Below are 22,074 nucleotides of genomic sequence, written 5' to 3' on the forward strand. Positions count from 1 at the left end.
ACCGCCGGACGGCAGTCGCGTTCGAGCACGACAACAACTTTCAGCCCATTGTGCGGCTCTTGTCCAGCCCGCAGATCGGTTGCGAGGAACCCCGCAAATTGCCCCGCGGACGCAACTGCGTCGGACCCCGCAAATCCCGGTTGATTGTGAGGGGTTCGAGTCTACGGGGTTGTTTGCTCTGTTAGTCATTGCCGCCAGGTGTGAACCTCGAATCCTGCTGTTGTGCAGTGCAGCTGAACGGACGGAAGGCAGAAGCAGTGGCCGTCCGAACGTTCGGGTCCGGTGGCCAATCGCACGTGGTGCACGACTGATGCCGCCGACCCCACCTGATCGATTTCGTAGCCGAGAGGCCCGAGGTGATCGAGCTGTGTCCGACCATCAACCGAGGTGAGGTTCTATGACGCGCCCTCCAGCAACGACATCGGTAGCCACCCCAGCCGTCGGGGCGAGCCCACCCGCCGCCACGGCGTCACCTGCACAGTGGAATAGAGTGCGCCAGCCCTACGATCGCCGTTGCGTCCTCGACCTCATCGCGGCAGTAGTACGTGACCACCCCGACATGCCAGCCATCGAAGCGGGCGCAGAGGTGATCAGCTACCGCCAGCTCGACGAGCGTTCCGATCAGGTAGCGCAGCTGCTCATCGCCGTGGGCGCGACCGCAGGGGACCTGATCGGTGTCTGCGTAGGCCGATCCATTGCCCAGATCACGACCGTAGTTGGGATCCTGAAAACCGGTTGTGCTGTGGTTCCGCTGGATCCGGCCTATCCGCCGGATCGGGTGGCGTTCATGCTCACCGACTCCGGTGCCGCGATCGTGGTCACCACCGACGACGTCATAGAAGATGGCGAGCTGGCCCCGGTGTTGCAGCAGGTGGCGGTCGTACTTGTCGACAACGGCGGCACCCCGAACGCCGCCGCCGGTAACAGCACGCGCGTCGACGCGGCCTCGTCACCGGAAGCGCCGGTGTACATGATCTACACCTCCGGCTCGACGGGACAGCCGAAGGGAACTGTCGTCAGCCATGCCGCGATCGCCAATCTGGTTGCCTGGCACCGCAGGACGTGGCTGGCCGAGCCCGGCACCCGTGTGCTGTTGTACTCGCCGATCAGCTTCGACGTGGCCTTCCATGAGATCTTCGCCGGGCTGGCGACGGGCGCGGTGTTGGTGGTCGTCGACGAGGAAACCCGCCACAATCCGATGGCGCTACTGGACTTCGTTCGTGAACAGCGAATCCAGAAGTGGTACATGCCCTTCGTTGCCTTGCAGCAGATCGCGCAGGCCGCTGTCACCGGTGAGGCACCCACCGAGCTGGTGGAGCTGATCGTCGGTGGTGAGGTCCTGCGGGTGACCCCAGCGATGCGGGAGTTCGCGCGTCGCAGCGGCTGCGTGATCCACAACCACTACGGGTCGACCGAGTGCATCGACGTAGCGACATACACCTTGTCCGGCGATCCGGATGCGTGGCCGACAGTCGTTCCGGTCGGGCGCGCGAACGTCGACAACATGAATCTCTACATCCTCGATCACCGATTGCAGCCGGTCGCGGCGGGAGAGGTCGGCGAAATCTACTGTGACGGGGACTGTCTGGCCGAGGGCTACCACCGACGGCCCGGGCTGACCGCACAGCGGTTCGTCGCCAACCCTTTCGGGCTGCACGGGCCTCGCCTCTACCGAATGGGCGACCTGGGCCGATACCGCGATGACGGCACCATCGAGTGCCTCGGCCGGGCCGACAACCAGCTCAAGATCCGCGGGTTCCGGATCGAGCCGGGCGAAGTCGAGGCCCGACTGGCTGAGCATCCTGCCGTCGCAGAATGCGCCGTCGTTGCCGCGGCGGGTGGGCATGGCGCCGCCCGCCTCATCGCCTATGTCGTCCCTACGGCTGGCACCGAGGTGACGGAGCTACCGCAAAATCTGCGGGCGGAGTTGGTCGGAGAGCTGCCCGACCACATGGTTCCGTCCGTGGTGGTTGTCGTGGAGCAGTTGCCGCTGACTCCCAGCGGCAAACTCGACCGCAAGGCCCTCCTGGTGCTCACCGCCCCGGCCTTGGCCCAGGCGGGAGCGGGTGTGCCGACACGCAGGGCGACGGCGTCTGCCGTGGTGTCCCGAATCTGGTGTCAGCTGCTGGAAGTCGGTGACGTCGACCCGCACAAGTCGTTCGGCGAGCTCGGCGCGGATTCGTTGATGCTCGTGCACGCTCACCAGCGAATCGCTGACGCCCTGGGGCGCGCTCTGCCTGCCAACGTGCTGTTTCGGCACCCGAACATTCACGCCCTGACCGAGTATCTGGCCCGCGACAACGACGGTGACATACCAGCCGCGACGAAATCTCCGACCGAGGGCGATGCAGATCGTGAAGGACAGGCAGGGGCGATCGCCATTATCGGGATGGCGTGCAGGGTGCCCGGCGCCGACTCGATCAGCCGGTTCTGGTCGAATTTGCGCGATGGGGTGGAGTCGATCACACCGCTGACCAGTGCTGAACTTGCCGAACTCCCAGCCGAACAGACGCAGGACCCGCACTTCGTGCCGGTGGCCGCCGCGCTGGACGGCATCGATCAGTTCGATGCGGAGTTCTTCGGCATCAGCCCTGCCGAGGCGGCGGTGATCGACCCGCAGCAACGGTTGTTCCTCGAGGCCGCCTGGGAAGCCGTCGAGGATGCCGGTCTCGACGCCGACCGCGATCGGGTCGGGGTCTTCGCCGGCGCCGCGATGAGCACCTACCTGGTCAACAACGTCCTCCCGGCGGTCGGTCCCGATGTGTTCCTGAGCCACCGCAATTTCGACAGCGCCGCCGATATGCGCATCGAGCAGGGCAATGCCGGAGATCACCTGCCGATGCGGGCATCGTTCAAGCTCGGCCTGCGCGGACCGAGCGTCAACGTTCAGGCCACGTGCGCGACGTCGCTGGTGGCGGTGCATCTGGCCCGTCAGGCGCTGCTGTCGGGCGAGTGCGATGCCGCGATCGCCGGTGGTGTTTCGATCATCACGCCACAGCGCACCGGCTACCGGTGGCGTGAGGGGCTGATGGTCTCCCGCGACGGGCATTGCCGTGCCTTCGACGCCGCAGCGGATGGAACCGTGTTCGGCAACGGGCTGGGCGTGGTTGTTCTCAAACCCCTGGCTCGGGCCGTCGCTGACGGTGACCGCATCTATGCGGTGGTATCTGGATCCGCGGTGAACAACGACGGGGCGGACAAGCCCGCCTACACCGGCCCCAACGTCTCCGCGCAGGCCGAAGTCATCACCCGGGCACACCGCGACGCAGGCGTCGTCGCCGACGACATCACCTACGTCGAAACCCACGGCACCGCAACCCGATTGGGAGATCCCATCGAGATCTCCGCCTTGACCCGCGCATTCCGCTCCACCGCCGACAGCAAGAGTGCTTGGTGCGCAATCGGATCGGTCAAGACCAACATCGGCCACCTCGACGAGGCGGCAGGCGTCATCGGACTGATCAAGACCGCGCTGAGTCTGCACCACCGACAGATCCCGGCGAGCCTGCACTTCGACACGCCCAATCCCCAGGCTGACCTGCCCGGCAGCCCGTTCTTCGTCAGCACCTGCTTGCGGGACTGGCCCGCCGACGGGCGTGGGCCGCGCCGCGCGGGTGTCAGCTCGTTCGGAATGGGCGGCACCAACTGCCATCTCGTGGTCGAAGAAGCCCCGCCGCAGCGATCTCCCGCTCGTGAGACTGCGGCGATCGAGCGGGCGGTCCAGGTTCTGCCGATCTCTGCCCGAACCCCCGCAGCGCTGCGGGCGAGTATCGCCAACTATTACGATCTGCTCGAGCAGTCGCCGGACCGGTTCGCCGATATCTGCTTCACCGCAGCCACCACCCGCCGTCACTTCCCTGTGCGTACCGCGATCACCGCCACCGATGCCAGCGATGCGATTGCCCAGCTTCGGCAACTCCTGCACAACGGCTCTCCCGCGCTGCCGGTCGAGAGTCCGGCGGGTGGTCGGATTGCCTTCCTGTGCACCGGATACGGCTCGCAGTATCCGCAGATGGGCCGCGCGCTCTATGACACCGAGCCGGTGTTCCGGACGGCCTTCAACCGGTGTGACGCGATCGTGGAGCCGCTGTTGGATCGGTCGCTGACCGACTTGCTGTATGGGCCAGCGTCAGTACACGCCTTCGACGACCCGATGCTGGCGCACCCGGCCCTTTTCGCTATCGGGTACGCGCTGGCCGCGCTGTGGGAGTCGTGGGGCGTTCGCCCGGACCTGCTGATCGGCCACAGTCTCGGCGAATACCTGGCCGCCACCCTGGCTGGTGTCCTCACCGTCGACGACGCACTGCGACTGATCGTCACACGTGCCGAACTGGTCGAAACCCGTACTCCACCAGGAACAATGGTGCAGGTCGGCGCCGACGAAGCCACCGTCGCCGCTGCGGTGGCGCCGTGGGCGTCGACAGTATCGATCGCAGCGATCAACGGGCCCGAAGCCACCGTCATCTCCGGTGACTCGCAAGCGATCGAACAGATCGTGACCGACCTCGCCCGCCGCGGAATCGCGACCGTCGCGCTGGCCGTCTCGCGCGCCCTGCACTCCCCGCTGATGGCGGCTGCGCGTGACCCGTACCGGGTTGCGACCGAATCGGTCACCTACAGCTCGCCGCGCATCGACATCATCGCCAACGCCACTGGCGACCTCGCCGAACCTACCGACATGCGCGCCGACTACTGGGTGAACCACCTGACCACACCGGTCCGCTTCACCGACGCCCTCGCGACCGCGGCACGACACGGCGTCACCACCTTCATCGAGATCGGGCCCAAACCCGTCCTCACCGCCCTTGGACAACGTTGCCTGCCCGGCCCCGACAAGACGTGGCTGCCCAGCATGAACACCCGAGACCCGCATGCAGCGATCCACAGCCTGCGTCAGCTGTACCGCAACGGCACCCCACTCGACTGGCGCGGGTTCCACGCCCCATTTCAGCGGTGCCGCGTTCCGCTTCCCACCTACCCCTTCCAGAGCACACGGCACTGGATCGATCGACCGTCCCGAACTCCGGCCGCTGTCGTCGGTGACCCTCCACGCGAAAAGGACATCATGCCGCCGCTTCAATTCCTCGATCTGACCTGGGAACCAGCACCCGAGGGTTCCTCGTCCGCCCCGGGCACCTACGTAGTGGTCGGACCGCCCAGCGACTTCGCGACCCGGCTCATCGCCGGCCTGCGCGCTCAGGGCACATCCTGCGCCCACATCAGCACCTCCGGATCCGGTTCGATGCCGCAGGTCCAGCAGCTGAGCACCGAACTCGGCCGCCTGGTGACCCCGGGCATCGGCCTGCACGTGATCGTCGCCGACACCTACCGCAGCAACGACCCGGCCACGTCCCTGCTGCCGGTCATCGAGGCCGCGCACACGATCGTGACCTTCGCCGGGACACGCCCGGTGGGCAGCCTGTGGATGCTCACCGGCGACAACGACCTGCGCAGCGCGGGACTGGCGGCCCTGGCTCGCACCATCACAGCCGAACACCCCGAACTCGCATGTGTTGCCCTGGTCGTGCCCGCGACGCCGACCGCAGCAGACATCGGGGCGGCAGTGTCCTGCCTGCGGCGGCCCACGAGTGGCGAACAGTTGGCGGTGCGCGATGGCCGCCTCTACCGAGCACGCCTGACCGCTCGCCGGTCGAGCACTGGCGACGGTGCCGAGATGGTGGACTCGATGCCGATCCGACGCGACGGCACCTACCTGATAACGGGTGGAACCGGCGCGCTCGGCCTGCAGGTCGCGCTCACCCTCTCCCGCCGTCGACCGGCGCGGTTGGTTCTTCTCAGCCGCCGGGGCGAACCTGCCGACGACGCAGTGTGGCAAGCCCTGACCGGCACTGGGGTCGAGGTCGAGGTGGTCCGCGGCGATGTCGCCGACGAAACGATGCTGCGTTCGCTCGTCGACCGGATCGGGCCGACGCTGCGCGGGATCGTGCACTGCGCTGCGGTCCTGGACGACGGGATCTTCCTGCGGCAGAGCCAGAAGCGGATGGAGTCGGTTCTAGCCGCCAAGGTTCGAGGGGCGTGGCTGCTGCACCAGTTGACCCGCGATATCGCCGAGCTGGACTTCTTCGTCCTGTTCTCCTCGCTGGCCGCGGTCGTCGGCTACCAGGGGCAAGCCGCCTATGCGGCCGCCAACGGCGTCCTGTGCGAATTGGCTCGCCACCGCCATCGACACGGACTGCCCGCCCTCGCGGTGAGCTGGGGCAGCTGGGCAGGGAAGGGAATGACCGGTCGCCTCAGCGACACCCACCTGGCGCAGATCGAATCCGACGGCGAGCAACTGCTCGACCCGACCACGGCTGCGGCGGCGTTGACGGCTTTGCCCAGTCAGCACCCCCATGTGGCGGTCGCGACCATGGACTGGGACCGGTTCGCAGCGACCCGCAGCAACCCGACGCCGGTCCTGGACAATCTCACCAGCGCCGAGCCTTCACCGCCCCTCCACCCCGACCTGCCTGGCCGGGCGAAAGCCGTAACCACCAAGGGACCTCTCGTGATGGAGACCGTCACCATGGTGGTGGCGGAGTTGCTGGGGGTCGACGCCGATCGCCTCGACCTGCGGCGGGGCTTCAGCGAACAGGGCCTGGACTCGCTGACGGCACTGGATCTGCGCGCGAGATTGCAGACCCGCCTCGGCGTGCGACTGCCCGCCACCGTGGCTTTCGACCACCCCAACGTGCACAGCCTGGCCGACCATCTCGCCGACCTCGTTCCGCATTTCGACGCAGCCACCGAACCAGACCAAGCATCCACGGTCGAGCCGGTCGAGCTGACTACGGCGGGGAAGTGCCCGGCAGCCGACGCCCTCAACGACGCCGAGGACCAGGTCGCGATCATCGGGATGGCGATCCGATTCCCCGGCGCCGACACCACCACCGAGTTCTGGGACCTGCTGTGCGCTGGCACCGACATGGTGGCAACGATTCCCGGCGACCGCTGGGACGTCGATGCATACTATGACCCGTCACCACACACGCCGGGCAAGATGAATGTCCGCTGTGCGGCCACCCTCGGCGACATCGACAGCTTCGATGCCCGGTTCTTCGGGATCTCGCCCCGCGAGGCCGCGCGAATGGACCCACGGCATCGGATGCTCCTCGAAACCGTCTGGCACGCAGTCGAAGACGCCGCGATCGACCCGACGCAGTTGCGCGGCAGCGACACCGGTGTCTTCGTCGGGGCAGACGAGTTCCTCAACGACCACCTGCGCGGCCTCGACGCCGACGACCTCGGCGAGGATCCCTACGTTGCGACCGGGGCCACGCTGAGCATGACAGCAGGGAGGCTGTCGCATGCGCTGGGTTGCCACGGCCCGAGCATGGTGTTGGCCACCGCCTGCTCCTCGGGCTTGGTCGCGGTCCACACTGCCGTAGCGTCGATTCGGCGCGGAGAGTGCGGGCTCGCGATCGTCGGCAGCGGCAAACTGCTGATCGACCCGATGGAAACCGTCCAACTGTGCAAGACCGGCGCTCTCGCCCCCGACGGCCGGTCGAAGGCGTTCTCGGCCGATGCCAACGGATTCGGCCGCGGCGAAGGGATCGCCGCGCTGGTGCTCAAACGACTCGACCGCGCCCTTGCCGACGGTGAGCCGATCCACGCGGTGATCCGCGGGTCCGCCATTAACCACGACGGCCCCAGCTCCGGGCTGACCGTTCCGAACGGCACCGCGCAGGTCTCGGTGATCCGCAACGCTATCGCCGACGCCGGTGTCACCCCTGACCAGGTCGGCTACGTCGAAACCCACGGAACCGGAACCCAACTCGGCGACCCGATCGAACTCAACGCCCTCGCGCAGGTCTTCACCGGCCGCCCCCGACCGGTGCTGGTCGGTTCGGTCAAAGCCAACATCGGCCACCTCGAGGAAGCCGCAGGCCTGGCAGGTCTCATCAAGACAGTGCTGACCCTGCAGGCGGCCACCATCGCCCCACAACCGCACTGCGAGCGGCTCAACACCAACATCGACTGGTCCGGGCTGCCCGTGCAGGTGCCGCACGCCACAACGAGCTGGCCGTCCGGGGCACCTCGCATCGCTGGAGTCAGCGCGTTCGGCATGTCAGGAACCAACGCCCACCTGATCGTCGAAGCCGCCCCATCCCGCCAATCCCCGCCGCGCTCTGGCAGATTCGTCTATCCGGTCTCCGCCCGCGACCAAACGGACCTGCGCGGCAGCGTCAGAGCCCTCGCTGCGGCCCTCACCGCCGACACCGATCCCTCAGCGCTGGCCTACACACTGCAGGTCGGCCGACACCACTACGCCCACCGTCTGGCGATCGTCGCGACCTCCATCGAGGAACTGCGCACCCACCTGCGCGCGGTGCTCACTGACACAGCCGCCGGACCCGAAGTACAGCGAGGCGGCCCCGACACCGCCGGCTCCGTTCCTGCACCGACCCGCGACGCTGTGAGTACCGCCCGCGCGTGGTGCCAAGGGCAGGCGATCGACTGGGCAGCCCTGTATGACTCGCCGCCACAGCGGATCAGCGTTCCCGGGTACCCGTTCAGGCGTGATCAGGTTGAGTCGCGACGGCGCGCTTCGGCCCCTGCCGCAACGTCGGATCCCGCCCCTCAACAGGCAGCTCAGCCGGACCTGGTTGGCAGCCCTGCACTGACACAGCAGATCCACGAGCATGTGGCAGCGCTACTCGGTTACACACCGGACACCCTCGATCCCTCCGCAGACCTGCAGCAGCTCGGCGCCGACTCGATGATCTACACCCGCATCGGCCACTACCTGCTCGACCAGCACTCGATCACGATCACCTTCGACGAACTGTTCGACGAAGCGAACAGCGTAGACGCGATCTACGCACTGGTCACCGCCCGCCAACGGCCCGGACCCCGCACCAACCCGACGGACAACCACCCGACATCGCCTGTCGCCGCGCCACAGGCCGCCGCAGCCGCTCCGATTCACCGGGCTGGCCCGGGGATGCTCGGATCCTCGGCGACATCGCCGGAGCCGCTGACCGGCGAGCAAGAACGGTTCGTGCGCGAGTTCGTCTCCGCCTACGCCGATCGGACCGCGAAGTCGAAAGCCGCAGCCGAACACGACATGCCGGTGATGGCGAACTGCCGGGCGGGCACCTTCCAACCGGCGTTGAAGGAGATGACCTACCCGATCGTGGCGGCCAGGTCACAGGGCGCGCGGTTCTGGGACCTCGACGGCAACGAATACCTCGATGTCTCAATGGGATACGGGGTCCACTTCTTCGGCTACAACCCCGACTTTCTCGACGAGGCCCTGCGTGCCCAGCTCGACGAAGGAGTCCACATCGGTCCGCAAGCCGCAGTATCCGGGCAGGTCGCACGCACGCTGTGCCAGCTGACAGGCACCGAGCGTGCCGTGTTCTCCAACTCCGGGACCGAAGCGGTGAGCGCGGCGCTGCGCTTCGCGCGGGCTGCGACCGGCCGCAGCCGGTTCGTCATGTTCGCAGGCTCCTATCACGGTTGGTCCGACGCCACGCTCGCGCTGCCTGCAGGTGTCGAGAAGTCGCTGCCGATGTCACGTGGAATCGGTGAGGGTGCGATGGGCGATGTCACCGTCGTCGAATACGGGATCCCGGAATCGCTCGAGACAATCCGTGGCCTCGGCCCCAATCTGGCTGCTGTACTGGTCGAACCGGTGCAGAGCCGCCGACCCGACCTGCAACCCGACCAGTTCCTACGCGAGCTGCGTTCGATCACCCACCACAGCGGCACGGCACTGATATTCGACGAGGTCATCACTGGGTTCCGGCTCGGTCCCCGCGGCGCGCAGGGCTGGTCCGGCGTCGACGCCGACCTGGTCGTCTACGGCAAGATCCTCGGCGGCGGGCTTCCGATCGGTGCGGTCGCCGGCAAAGCTGCGTTCCTAGACACCGTCGATGGCGGTGCCTGGACCTACGGCGACACCTCCTGCCCGGCCGCCACAACGACGTTCTTCGGTGGCACGTTCAACAAGAACCCGCTGGCGATGGCCGCGGCGTCGGCTGTCCTGACACGCCTGCAGCACGAGGGCCCGCACCTACAGGACCGTGTCGCGCATCTGGTGTCCAGGCTGGCCGAGGAATTCAATCGGCACTGCCGCCGTCAAGGATTCCCGATGAAGATCGTCGCGTTCTCCTCGATCTTCCGATTCATTACCGACGGCGACTACCGGCTGCACCGTAGCCCGCTCGCGCTGGACCTGTTCTTCGCCCTGCTCGCCCACTACGGCATCTACGTCCTGGAAACCCGGGTGTGTTTCCTGTCTACTGCCCACACCTCAGATGACGTGGTCCGCATCGTCGAGACGGCGAAGCAATGCCTGCAGACGTTGCGCGACAACGGATTCTTCCCCGCATCGACTGCCACCGCGCGCGGTCGAGGTTCGGCCGACGACACCCACGTGGTGCTCACCCTGCCAGCCACGTCGGCGAGGCCACCGCAGACGCGTGAAGCACTGGTCACCGGCGCCACAGGATTCCTCGGACCGCACCTGGTCAAGCAACTGCTCGAGCAGACCAGCGCCCGCATCACCTGCTTGGTCCGTGCGCACGACAACGACCACGCGCGCGGCCGCCTGCTCGATGCACTCACCCGCGCAGGCATCGCGAAGGCCGATTGGGACCCGAGGGTCACTGCGGTCGCCGCCGACCTCACCCGACCGCGACTGGGTCTGAGCGCCGCGCACTGGGACCAGCTCGCCGACCGCGTCGACGACATCTACCACTGCGCCGCCGAAGTGCATTCGCTGCACCCCTACCAGAGACTCGCTCCAGCCAACGTCGAGGGAACCCGTGAGCTGATCCAGCTCGCTGCCGACGTGCGACCGTCCCGACTGCACTACATCTCCACCGACGCAGTGTTCGACGCCCACGGCTACCACCGGCATCGCACCATTCACGAAGACCAGCCCTTGGCCCACCACGACAGCATCTACGGCGGCGGATATGCCGAAACCAAATGGGTCGCCGAAACTCTCGTCGCCGACGCACGCAGCCAGGGCCTGCTCGTGGCAATCTACCGGCCCGGCGCCTTGCTCGGTTCCACCGACGGTGACGCCGGCCAGCCTGGGGACTTCCTGATCCGATTCCTGCGCGGAATCATCGCCCTGGGTGTGTGCCCGGACCTCGACGCCACCATCGACCTGGTCCCAGTGGACTACGCAGCAGAGCTGGTCGTGGCGCTGTCTCAGGCCGAGCCCGCGCACCGCACCTTCCACCTCACCCACCCCGACCCGATCACCTACACCCAGCTGATCGAGGCACTTAGTCGACACGGCTACCCCCTGCGCACCGTGGCGCTGCACGAATGGGACACCACCATCGCAGCACTGCGTCACGAACACGACAACGCTCTGTACCCGCTGGTGCCACTGTTCACCGACTCAAGTGACCCCTACTTTCGCACCGCCCGACTGGACGTCAGCAACAGTCGCGCCACCGTCGCCGCGCGCCAGATCCACTGCCCGCCACTTCTCGAGCTGATCCCGCTGTACCTGACCAGGCTCCACGCACAACAACTGCTGCCCACACCGAACCCGAGCATCCACGAAATGACGGTGACCCGATGACGACCCCTCTGCCGCCCAACCACTTCCCTGAGATGCACGCCACCAACTTCGACTGGGTACGCAACGTCCTCGGCTGGAAGGTCTCCACCCTCGACACCATTCACAGCGAATCGGTGTCGCGAACAGAGGGACAGATGGGCGAAGTCTTCCGACTCCGCCTCGGCGAGAATTCATTGATTTACAAGACCAGCCCCGCCGGCAACGGTGACTGGCAGAAACTGACCCGTGACACCGGACTCCTCGACCGCGAGATCGCCAGCTATCAGGCACTGGCCGCACACGGTCCGATCGCCCGAACAATCGCGCCGCGCTGCTACCGCACAATCCGGCATCCCGACGGCACCGCGGCGATCGCGTTGGAAGACCTCGGCGACGGAGTGTCCGCCACCGAAATGGCCGACGGCCTCAACTACCGCCAAGCCCACGCGGCCGTCACGACCCTGGCGACCCTGCACTCGCTGTCGGCAACCACCGGCCGCCCGAAATCGCCGCACCAGTGGCTGCTCACCGCAACCTCACCCGCGCTGATCGACGCCATCGAACTCGGACTGCACGACCTGCCAGAAGCGCTGACCGGGTTGGGCATCGACCGAAGTCCCACCTCAGTGCAGCGCCTCGACCGCCCCAGACTGCGAAACCTGCTCGGCCAGGCCAACCGCAGCAGTGTGAATGCGCTGTGCCACGGCGACGTCTGGCCCGGCAACATCATCTTCGCCGCCACCAGCGACCCACAACACCCCGCCACCGCACGCCTCATCGACTGGCAATTCGCTATGTGGGGCAACCCCCTGACCGACGTCGCGCTCCTGCTGAAAACCTCGCTGGCCCCGGCAGCGCGCCGGGCTTGGCAGGAACAGCTGCTGCGGCACTACCACCACATTCTCACTATCCGCAGCAACCTCACCTACCCCTGGTCAGCGTGCCTCGAGGACTATCAACGCGCAGAGCCGTTCGCCGCGATCGTGGCCCTCGCCTCCGCCACGGCCTACATCGGCAAGATGACCCCCGCCGACCGCGCCTGCTTCACCGACAGGATCGCCATCGCCCTCGACGACGCCGACACAGCTACACAGACGAAGGCCGGACACCGCGGTCCACACACCCAGGTGGCCATAGACATTCCCCGCACTGTAGAGATCGCGGTCATCGGCGCCGGGATGTTCGGATCCGCGGCCGCGAAGTACCTCAGCACCGAAGGCGCCGACGTCCTTGTCATCGGTCCTGGCGAACCCGACGACCGCCGCGGTGACCAACACAGCTTCGCCGCGCACTACGATCAGGCTCGAATCTGCCGACGCATGGGATGGGATCCGGTGTGGGCCGAACTCGACGCACGCTCGCTCGAGCGGTACCGAAGTATCGAATCCGCCTCCGGGGTCGAATTTTTCACCGACTGCGGGTCGCTGGTCCTTCTCGCCGGCTCCATCGGCCACCGCACGACGGCCATGGCTGCCCAGTGTCGTGACGAAGGGATCGCTGTCGAACGCATTGACGCGGCCACGCTCACCGCACAGTTTCCAACCCTGGGGCTACCCGCACTCGACGGCGGTGTGGAGGGACTACTGGAACGCACCCACGCCGGCTACCTGAATCCACGTCGTCTCGTGTCCGCACAGTTCGCTCTGGCCCAGGCTGAAGGAGCACGCTGCCTGCGCGCCTCCGTGCGCCAGGTCGTCGAGCACCAGGGCCGATGGCTCCTCACCCTCGACGGGCCGCGCGGACAGTTCGAGGTGTCCGCGGAGAAGGTGTTGGTCGCGGCTGGCACATTCACCAACCACAACGGCGTCCTCCCGGACGGGCACCGCCTGGCGATGCGCGCCTACGCTGAGCCCAACCTCCTGTTCGAGGTGGGCGAAGCCCAGCGTGAGGAACTCGGTGCGTTGCCGCCGATCGTCACCGTCGACCCCGCCGACACCGGCAACGCCAACCAGTCGATCTACCTGGTGCCGCCGGTGCTCTATCCCGACGGGCGCTGCTGGATGCGGATCGGACCTGGCATGCAGCCGTGCGTGCAGCCACTGGACGGCGTCGAGGAGATGATCGCCTGGTACAGGCGCCAGGTGATCACACCGACCCAAGCCACTCTGCTCACCACCGTCATGCAGACGATGGTGCCGAGTCTGGCCTCCACCTCGGTCCGGCATGCGACCTGCATCATCGAGAAGACCCCGACCCGCTACCCGTACATCGGGCACGTCGACGACGAAACCTTCACCGTCGCGGTCGGCGGAAACGGCCACGGCGCCCGAGGTTCCGACGAGATCGGCCGTCTCGCAGCCAACCTGGTCCTGGGCAAGCCGTGGGACAGCCCACTGCCGCAGGACACCTTCGCCCCGGTCGCAGGCCACGACACCGAGGACACCACGATGTGCCTGAAACCACCGTTCGGGCTCTGCTGAACAACACGACCTCGGCTCGGCACCGAGCGCCTACTACAGAAGCGGCCCGCCTGGCATCGAACTGCCAGGCGGGCCGCGAGGTCAGAGTCCGTCTACTTGACGGCGGCGATGGCCGAATCGGGGACCGGAATCGGATAGTCACCGGTCAAGCAGGCCGTACACAGCCCCGTCCGCTTTCCGGGTGTGATCGCCTCGACCATGTCGTCGATGTCGAGATAGGCCAGGCTGTCGGCGCCCAAGTACTCCCGGATCTCCTCGACACTCATCCGCGACGCCACCAGCTTCGACCGATCCGTGGTGTCCATGCCAAACCAGCACGGCCACTTGTACGGCGGCGACAGCACCCGAAGATGGATCTCGGCCGCCCCCGCCTTGCGCATCATCCGCATCGTCTCTCGCAGCGTTGTCGCCCTGATGATCGAGTCTTCCACGACCACCAGCCGCTGACCCTCGATGTTCTCGCGGATCGGGTTGAGCTTGATGCGCACGGCATTGCTGCGAAGCTCTTGGTTGGGTGCGATGAACGTCCTGCCGATATAGCGGTTCTTGACGAACCCGTCGACGAAGGGAATGCCGGATTCCCTGGCATAGCCTTGAGCGCCCGGCACACTGGACTCCGGGATCGGCACCACCGCGTCGGCCTGCACAGGATCCTGGCGAGCCAATGCTTCCCCCATCCTCTGCCGGACCCGATGAACGTTCTGCCCCAGCAGGTTCCCGTCCGGTCGGGCGAAGTAGACGAACTCGAACGAACACAAAGCGTGCTCGACCGCAGGTGTCGGGGTCATCGAGTGGACGCCGCCGGCGTTGATGACAACGACCTCACCGGGAGCAATCTCCCGAACTGTCTCCGCGCCTACGACATCCAGGGCAGGGGTTTCCGAGGCCAGTACCCAGCCGTCATCGAGCTGGCCCAGGAACAGCGGACGGAACCCTTGTGGGTCGCGGGCGCCGATCAGGAAGTCAGAACCGAGTAGCACCAGCGAGAACGCGCCACTGAGCTGGGGAATCGTGCGTGTGAAGGCGTCGACGACCTCCTGCTGGTCGCCGTTGCATGCATCGTCGGATAGCTCGCGAGCAAGCAGTTCGGCGACCAATCCGCTGTCGCTGCCGATCCCGTCATAGGGGATTCCGAGGTCTGCTGAGAGCTGTGCGGTGTTGACCAAGTTGCCGTTGTGTGCGAGGGCGAACTGGTGTCGGCGCACGTCACGGTAGACGGGCTGGCAGTTGCTCCAGTCCCCGGATCCAGTCGTCGAATATCGGGTGTGGCCGATTGCCAGATCACCCTGGAGCGTTTGCAAACGTCGATCGTCGAAAATTGTTGAAACGAGGCCGGTGTCTTTGTCGACCCACATCTTCTGGCCGTCACTGACAGCGATTCCGGCGGCCTCCTGCCCTCGATGTTGTAGGGCGAACAAGCCGAGATAGGTCAAGTGGGAGACGGGATTTCCGGGAGCGTAGAGGCCGAATACACCACAGGCCTCCTTGGGGGAGTCGTCCACACCAAGAGAGTACCCGGAGGGTTCTCCATCGCTAAGAGCGAAACGGCACCGGATCGTCAGGCAGGCTCGTCATGACGGAAGCTTTTGTGGCGCAGTCGAGCTCGTGTGTATGGGCTCGAAGCTCGCAATTCGGGCTTAGGCGCCGAACCATCGGGAGAGGACATGGGCCACACCGTCGTCCTCGACAGGCGGGCAGACGGCATCAGCTGCGTCCCGCACACAGTCGGGTGCGTGCCCCATGGCGATCCCGAGCCCCGCCCAACGGAGCAACTCGATGTCATTGATTCCGTCGCCGATGGCGAGCGTCTGTGCCCGGGGTATCCCGAACTCGCCGCGCACGAACTCGGCTGCGCAGGCTTTGCTCACATCGGCCGCCGTAAGGTCAGCGAAGGTATCGCCTGGATCCATCCAGGTGCGCACTCCAGGCAGCACCACCGCAGAGAGCGCGGTAGCTAGATCGTCAGAAGATCGCCCGGGCCAATGCACCGCAAGCCGTGTCGATGCGGAGCTGGCCAGCTCATCAACCTCTACCAACTGGACAGTCCCGAAGTGCATATCCGAGTCGTCGGTGGGTGCAGTAGCCAAGACACCAGTGCCTGGATTTTCGGCAACGAACACCGCGCCCGGAAGGCGTTCGCGCAGAATCTGCACCGGCCGCGCCAATTCGAATGATTCGCAGCGAAGAACTATTCCGGATTCGACGTCGATGATGACGGCCCCATTCGAGCAGATTGCCCGACCGGAGTGTATGCCGAGCTCATGAAGAAACGGGATGGTCGCTGGTGCCGCACGGCCGGTGCCCAGAACCACCGCCGTGGCGGATCGAATGGCGCCAGTCACCGCGGCCCGCACACCGGGGCTGACAGTCCTATGAGCTGACGGATTCGAATAGGCATCAACCGGGCAGATCGTGCCGTCGATGTCCAATACGACCATCCGTGGTGGCCGTAGGCCGACGCCCGCGCCAGGGTGCTCACCGGGCATGGTCGGCGATGCCTTAGACATTTCCATCGACACGGTCAACATGTAGCAGACTCGGCGCGCATTGGCGTTCCCGGCAGGCGCATCCTGTGGAACTGCCCGGCAACCTGGCCGACGGAAGCTGGAGCGCCGATTCCGTGGCAGGCGGAAAGCTCAACCAGCAGCGCATCCCATGATCCGCAGAACCAGCTATCAACTCGACTCAGAGGACACGCCACGCCAGCGTGCGACGCGAAAGGTCCAGGCAGCAAGGTCCGTTCGCCACGCTGTGACCAAGGCTGAGGGGGACGCCGCAGCTCTTGTCCGTGAGGCCGCCGCGAAGTTCTCACCCCTGTCCGGGCTGACACTCGTCGTGGTGCGCCCCCGCAAGTTGTTCGACCGTGGCAAACCCATCGTCGGCGAGGACAACGACCACCGGGGCACCTATACCGCCGTTGACGAGATGCGGTGCTGGTTTTTGCTTCACAGCCGCAACTATGGTCGCGTCGTCCTCACCGAGTTTCGCCAGGCCGGCAAGCATGTCGTGGCCGGTGATGACATCGGCGTGCAGATCCATCTCGACAATGCGATCGTCGACGATCCCCCCGAAACACATCGGGGGTGTGGTTCAGCACGTGCAGCACCTTGTGCTCGAAACGGAATCCGTGGGTGTCGTTGAGGTCGAGCAGGTGATCGGCGTCGAAGCACGCACACACCAGCCCGACGCACGATGGTGTCACCGCTATCGACGCCACTACCGGGCGGTTGCCGCCCGAGGGTGGACCCGGGTTGCCGAACGGCTTGCCCGGCTGCAGCATGTTCGTCATCTGGATCACGGCGACACTGCGGCGGTATCGGCGGTGTCGTCCAGCGTCGGGTACACCCGACGTGACAGGTCAGCGGTGACTGTTTCTGCGTCCATGTGGAGCTCTTCCCCTCGAATCAGGTCTTGTTGGGGGGCGACTCAGTCGAAGAGTCGGCCAAGCAGCGCGCCCTGCCCCGATTGCAAGATGTGCGCGGCATCCAGCGGCATCCAGAAGCACTCGAAATGGGTCGGCTCGCCCTGTCCGTCGTGGTCCTCCTGGCTGGCCCACCGCTCTGGCGCGGGTTCGCGCAGCTCCAGCTCGAATACGTGACGCTGCTGCAATTCCCAGCGATACGGCGAGATGTCGTAGGTGAATTCGCCGAGCTTGCGCACGACCTTGAACTCGGTCAGGCCCGTTTCCTCCCGTGCCTCGCGAAGCGCCGCGTCCTGCGGGGACTCGCCGGGACGGATGCTGCCTGCCGGGACCTGGATGCCGACCTCCTCATAGGAGTAGTCGGTATGCCGGAACACCAGCAGTTTGCCATCGCGCACCACGTACACGAGCACCTTGTCCTTGGTGACTTCTCAGGCATGTGACGAGTCCTTTCCTCGGGTCCTACATAGATGTGTGGCGCGCCGACCCGACCGGCGCGGATCTGCGCGGTGAGCCGCTGAAATCCCCCTGCTTCCGGCAACGTCGGAGTTGGTGTACCACCCAGGCTGCGGCTGTCGCCGCCGATTGTGGTGGCGTTGTCTGTGCGGCCAGCGACCTCTCGGTCATCCGCAAGGCTGCTCCCGACATCCTGACCGTCGTTCCCGGTATTCGGCCCGCTGGCGGCGCGGTGCACGACCAACAGCGAGTTGCGACACCGGCCGAGGCCATTCGCAGTGGCGCAAGCATTCTCGTCCTCGGCCGAGCGATCACCGCCGCGACGGATCCTGCCGAAGCCGCACAAGCCATCGCTGAGAAAGTCGCGCAGGCACTCTGATCGAGACCGGCCGATCGTCGAGCGCTCTAGACGGTCGGCCGGTTTCGTCAACCTGCGGGAACGATCAGTCTTGTGCTCCGACGATCGGAAGCCACGCGACAGCATTGGGACGAAAACTCTGTCGCTCGGGCGTCAAAACCGAGTGGTCATCGAGGCTCATCATGGTGACGCCGACCAGTTCTGCGTCGCCGTCGTCCTGGGCCGCAACCGAGCTTCCGCAGGTACCGCAGAAGCCACGCTGAGAATCGGGAAAGGTGTTGTACCAGACCGGCTCTCCGCCTGGTCCGGTCCACTTGAACCCTTCGCGAGGGAAGTCGACCCACGACATTATTGGGCTACCGGACAATCTCTGACAGTGGGGGCAACTACAAAGGTGCGGGAACGAGAGTTCGCCGGTCGTCTGGTACCTGATGTTGCCGCAAAGGCAGCCGCCGGAGTGCATGGTGCGCATGTCCTTTCACGCGATCATCGCTGGAAGAGAAGATCATCTGTGTGCGACACCTATCACCGCGACAACGTCCCGCTGCTGGCCCCTGAACTCGTCGCCTCAGACCTTTGCCGATCCTAGACCTGCGGAGCCTCCCGCTACGAGCAACCTGACGAGTGACCCAATTCCCCTTCCGCGCATCGCGACGGCCTGGAGTTGCCGATTCGGTGCGGTCAGGTTTTGGTCAGCTGGCGAAGGTGGCGGGTATGGCTGTCCGGCCAGGTACGTCGTCATATTCGCCAATATTTCTTACTGATCACGGACCGAAGGCTCAACCACACGCCGAGCCGAAATGACAGCGACGGACTGCCGCTTCGGCTTGTAGGATTCGCGGTGAGCGGTGCCGACGAGCCTGACGAACTCCGAGCCGCTCCGGGTGGCGGTCACCCGTAGATGGTCGACCGTAGAGGCCGATCGATCCGGGTCGGCGAAGGTGTGGTGGCACCGCGAGCACCCGATCGCCCACACCCCTCGGGAGATCCGATCGAGGAGGTGCCGAATCATAATGCAACGTACGCTCACCCACGCTCTGCCGACGGTCTCTGCCGGCGACCGAGTCCGCATCGAAGGCTGGGTTCACCGCCGTCGCCGCCTTGGCGGCATCGCGTTCCTGATCATCCGTGACCGCACTGGGCTGGCACAAGCCGTGGTCACCGACGACGACGCGCGCCGGATCGACGAGCTGGTGGAGGAGACCGTGGTCGCGGTGGAGGGCACGGTCGCGGCGAACGGCAAGGCCCCCGGCGGGGTCGAGCTGATCGACCCACAGATCACCGAACTCAGCCCACCTGCGGTGGCCCCGCCAGTGGAACTGTGGCGGCCCTCGTCTGAGGTGAGTCTGCCTCTGTTGCTTGACCACGCACCGGTGCTGTGGCGCCACCCTGCGCAGAACGCGCTGTGGCGGATCGCCACCGCCTCCCTGCGAGGGTTTCGCACCACGTTGGATCGGCATGGGTTCATCGAGATCCAAACCCCGAAGATCGTCGGCTCGGCCACCGAGTCAGGCGCGAACGTGTTCCGCCTGGACTATTTTGGTCGCCCCGCGTATCTGGCGCAGTCCCCGCAGCTGTACAAGCAGATGATGGTAGGAGTGTTCGAGCGGGTTTATGAGACCGGGCCGGTGTTCCGCGCCGAACCGCATGACACCGCACGCCATCTCGCCGAATATGTGTCGCTGGATGTCGAGTTCGGCTTCATCCGCGACCACCGCGACGTGCTCGCCATGCTGCGAGAGGTTCTCGCCGGCATGCTCGATGAGGTCGCCGCCAACGCGGCGTTGCCAGGCGTGCAAGCGCTGCCAGCCGTGCCCGACGAGATCCCGGTGATTCACTTCCGTGACGCCTTGGCCTTGGTCGACGCGGACCCGGACGAGCCCGACCTCGCGCCCGAACACGAGCGTCGCCTCGGGGAATGGGCTCGCGTCGAGCATGGTTCGGAGTTCTTGGCGGTGGAGGGATATCCGGCGATCAAACGCCCGTTCTACACACATCCGGCACCCGACGACGCTCGTTGGACGAACTCGTTCGACGTTCTGTTCCGCGGTCTCGAGCTGTGCACCGGAGGACAACGGCTGCACGCCGCCGATGCCTACGAGCAGGCGCTCGCGTCGCGCGGCGAGTCTACCGCCGACTACGAGGCGTACCTCCAGACGTTCCGGCACGGGATGCCGCCACACGGAGGATTCGCCATCGGCCTCGAACGCTGGGTGGCCCGCCTTACTGGCACCGACAACATTCGTCGCACCGCACTGTTTCCCCGCGACCTGAACCGCTTGAGCCCGTGACACCTACGACCGATCGCCGTGGCTCACCGGTCCTCAGCTCGCGAGCGTGCCGAGGTAGGGCTGCCCCGCCAGATATGCGGTCATGTTGGCGATGATGCCGTCGATGCGCCGCGGTCCCCATTGGGCGACGGCGGCGTTGACCGGTGCCGCGGTCGTGACGAAGTTGAGGATGAAGCAGTCGCGCAGCAGCAGGTAGGGCTCGAGGAGTTCGGCGAATCGGTCGGGCAGGGGTCGGACCCTGGTATAGCCGCTGAGGTAGGCGTGGGCAAAGGTGTCGTAGGTGCCGGGTTCGGCGGCGGCGATGCGGTGGATGGAGGACAGCACGGTGGCGATGTCGAGGTGAACAGCCTGACGAGCAAACTTGAGGTGGCCGCGCCCTTGTGGGCCCCGACACCCCGCTCGACGCCGTGCGAGTGGAGGCAGCACTGCGCAATCCGTGCTGATCACGACCTGCTCGGGGCCTGCCTCCAACCTGTCAGATTGGGGACGACTGCGCAGGTCAAACACCCTGACAATCCGGGCCGAATGCCGACGAACTGACCGAGCCAATCAACCGCCATTCTCAAGCTTCATGCCTGGCTCGACTTCCCCGGCGACCCGGTGGCCACGGAAATTCAGTGGTGGTGCAGGTAACGAGGCCGGAGGATGTGCGGATGGTCGACTACGACAACACCGCTACTCGGATCGAATGGCATCAGGTGCCGACACCGGTCCGGGTGATGATCGAGAACCGGTTGGGAGCCGGGGTTGTCTCGGCGATCACCCAGTCGAGCGGTTTCAGTCACGGCCTGGCGGCGCGGATGATGTTGAGTGACGGGCGGTCCGCGTTCGTGAAAGCTATTGCCGCTGATGATGTTCTGGCGTCGGCGTATCGAGCGGAGGCGGCGTGTTCGGCTCTGCTGCCGCCGTCGGTACCGGCGCCGCGCCTGTGGTTCGAGGCCGAGGAATATGGCTGGTTCGCTGTGGGGTTCGATGATGTCGAGGGAGTGGCTCCCCGGTTCGACAACCCGCGCGACATGGCCGATGTGCTGACCATGATCGAGCAGCTGCCGGGTCTACTGACCCCCAGCCCCATGCCAACGGCACCGACATTCACCGAGCAATACGGCCCGAGGATGCATTGCTGGCAGGGTTTCGCCGATTCCGGTCCGCCACCCGATCTCGATGAGTGGTCGCGCCGCAACCTGGAACGACTGGCGGCCCTCGAGGACGGTTGGCATCAAGCGACGGTGGGGGAGACGTTGCTGCACAGCGATATCCGCCCCGATAACCTGATCCTTCGCCCGGACAGGACCGTGGTCGTCGTCGATTGGGCGTGGCCATCCCGCGGCGCGGCATGGGTCGATCTTGTCGCCATGGCGCCGTCGATAGCCGCTGCCGGAGTCGACCCCGACAAGGTTCTTGCCAACCACCCGGTTACCGAGGCTGTTGACCCCGCCGCGATCGATGCCTATCTCTGTGCGTTGGTCGGCTACTGGGAGACCCATTCCCGGCGACCACGCCTGGAGCGCTCACCTCGGCTTCGTGAGCACCAGGCCAGATCGGCGGTATCGACCCGGGTGTGGTTGCGTCGCCGTCTGCCTTGGGGTTGACACCCTGTG

The 22,074-nt window shown here is 66.0% G+C and carries 11 protein-coding genes; 6 read left to right on the forward strand and 5 right to left on the reverse strand.

Translation table 11 applies throughout. The annotated features are described in order from the left end of the window. Positions 1 to 397 precede the first annotated feature (397 nt). Positions 398 to 11,548 (forward strand): polyketide synthase, encoded by an 11,151-nt coding sequence (locus OHB12_RS04920; protein WP_327116562.1) that lies wholly within the window; start codon positions 398 to 400, stop codon positions 11,546 to 11,548. Next, positions 11,545 to 13,947 (forward strand): FAD-dependent oxidoreductase, encoded by a 2,403-nt coding sequence (locus OHB12_RS04925; protein ID WP_327116564.1) that lies wholly within the window; start codon positions 11,545 to 11,547, stop codon positions 13,945 to 13,947. Before OHB12_RS04920 ends, OHB12_RS04925 begins: the two co-directional genes overlap by 4 nt. 92 nt (positions 13,948 to 14,039) lie before the next feature. Here the strand turns inward: OHB12_RS04925 and purF are convergent, their stop codons facing one another. After that, a complete protein-coding gene (purF, locus tag OHB12_RS04930) occupies positions 14,040 to 15,449 on the reverse strand; it encodes an amidophosphoribosyltransferase (protein WP_327116566.1) in 1,410 nt (469 codons plus the stop codon). Positions 15,450 to 15,584: 135 nt separating this feature from the next. After that, a complete protein-coding gene (locus OHB12_RS04935) occupies positions 15,585 to 16,475 on the reverse strand; it encodes an HAD family hydrolase (RefSeq protein WP_327116569.1) in 891 nt (296 codons plus the stop codon). A 127-nt stretch (positions 16,476 to 16,602) separates the two neighbouring features. On the opposite strand from OHB12_RS04935, the gene OHB12_RS04940 reads away from it, so the two are divergent. Continuing rightward, positions 16,603 to 17,088 (forward strand): hypothetical protein, encoded by a 486-nt coding sequence (locus OHB12_RS04940; protein ID WP_327116571.1) that lies wholly within the window; start codon positions 16,603 to 16,605, stop codon positions 17,086 to 17,088. A gap of 285 nt (positions 17,089 to 17,373) precedes the next feature. Here the strand turns inward: OHB12_RS04940 and OHB12_RS04945 are convergent, their stop codons facing one another. Continuing rightward, positions 17,374 to 17,775, reverse strand: coding sequence for an NUDIX hydrolase (locus OHB12_RS04945; RefSeq protein ID WP_327116573.1), 402 nt, complete (start codon positions 17,773 to 17,775; stop codon positions 17,374 to 17,376). Between the two features lie 32 nt (positions 17,776 to 17,807). Here OHB12_RS04945 and OHB12_RS04950 point away from each other — a divergent pair, with 32 nt between their 5' ends. Continuing rightward, positions 17,808 to 18,203 carry an orotidine 5'-phosphate decarboxylase / HUMPS family protein gene (locus OHB12_RS04950; RefSeq protein ID WP_327116575.1) on the forward strand — a complete coding sequence of 132 codons (396 nt, stop codon included), beginning with the start codon at positions 17,808 to 17,810 and terminating at the stop codon, positions 18,201 to 18,203. A gap of 64 nt (positions 18,204 to 18,267) precedes the next feature. On the opposite strand, the gene OHB12_RS04955 is transcribed toward OHB12_RS04950, so the two are convergent. Further along, positions 18,268 to 18,654, reverse strand: a complete 387-nt coding sequence (locus OHB12_RS04955) for a GFA family protein (RefSeq protein ID WP_327116577.1) — start codon at positions 18,652 to 18,654, stop codon at positions 18,268 to 18,270. A 541-nt stretch (positions 18,655 to 19,195) separates the two neighbouring features. Between OHB12_RS04955 and aspS the strand changes: the two genes are divergently transcribed. Continuing rightward, positions 19,196 to 20,473: an aspartate--tRNA(Asn) ligase gene (aspS, locus tag OHB12_RS04960; protein ID WP_327116579.1), complete on the forward strand. Its 1,278-nt coding sequence runs from the start codon at positions 19,196 to 19,198 to the stop codon at positions 20,471 to 20,473. A 33-nt stretch (positions 20,474 to 20,506) separates the two neighbouring features. On the opposite strand, the gene OHB12_RS04965 is transcribed toward aspS, so the two are convergent. Further along, positions 20,507 to 20,797, reverse strand: a complete 291-nt coding sequence (locus OHB12_RS04965) for a hypothetical protein (RefSeq protein ID WP_327116581.1) — start codon at positions 20,795 to 20,797, stop codon at positions 20,507 to 20,509. A gap of 329 nt (positions 20,798 to 21,126) precedes the next feature. Here OHB12_RS04965 and OHB12_RS04970 point away from each other — a divergent pair, with 329 nt between their 5' ends. Next, on the forward strand, positions 21,127 to 22,065 hold the full coding sequence (locus OHB12_RS04970; RefSeq protein ID WP_327116583.1) for a hypothetical protein: 939 nt from the start codon (positions 21,127 to 21,129) through the stop codon (positions 22,063 to 22,065). Positions 22,066 to 22,074 lie beyond the last annotated feature (9 nt).

This window comes from Nocardia sp. NBC_01730, assembly GCF_035920445.1.
Lineage (GTDB): Bacteria > Actinomycetota > Actinomycetes > Mycobacteriales > Mycobacteriaceae > Nocardia.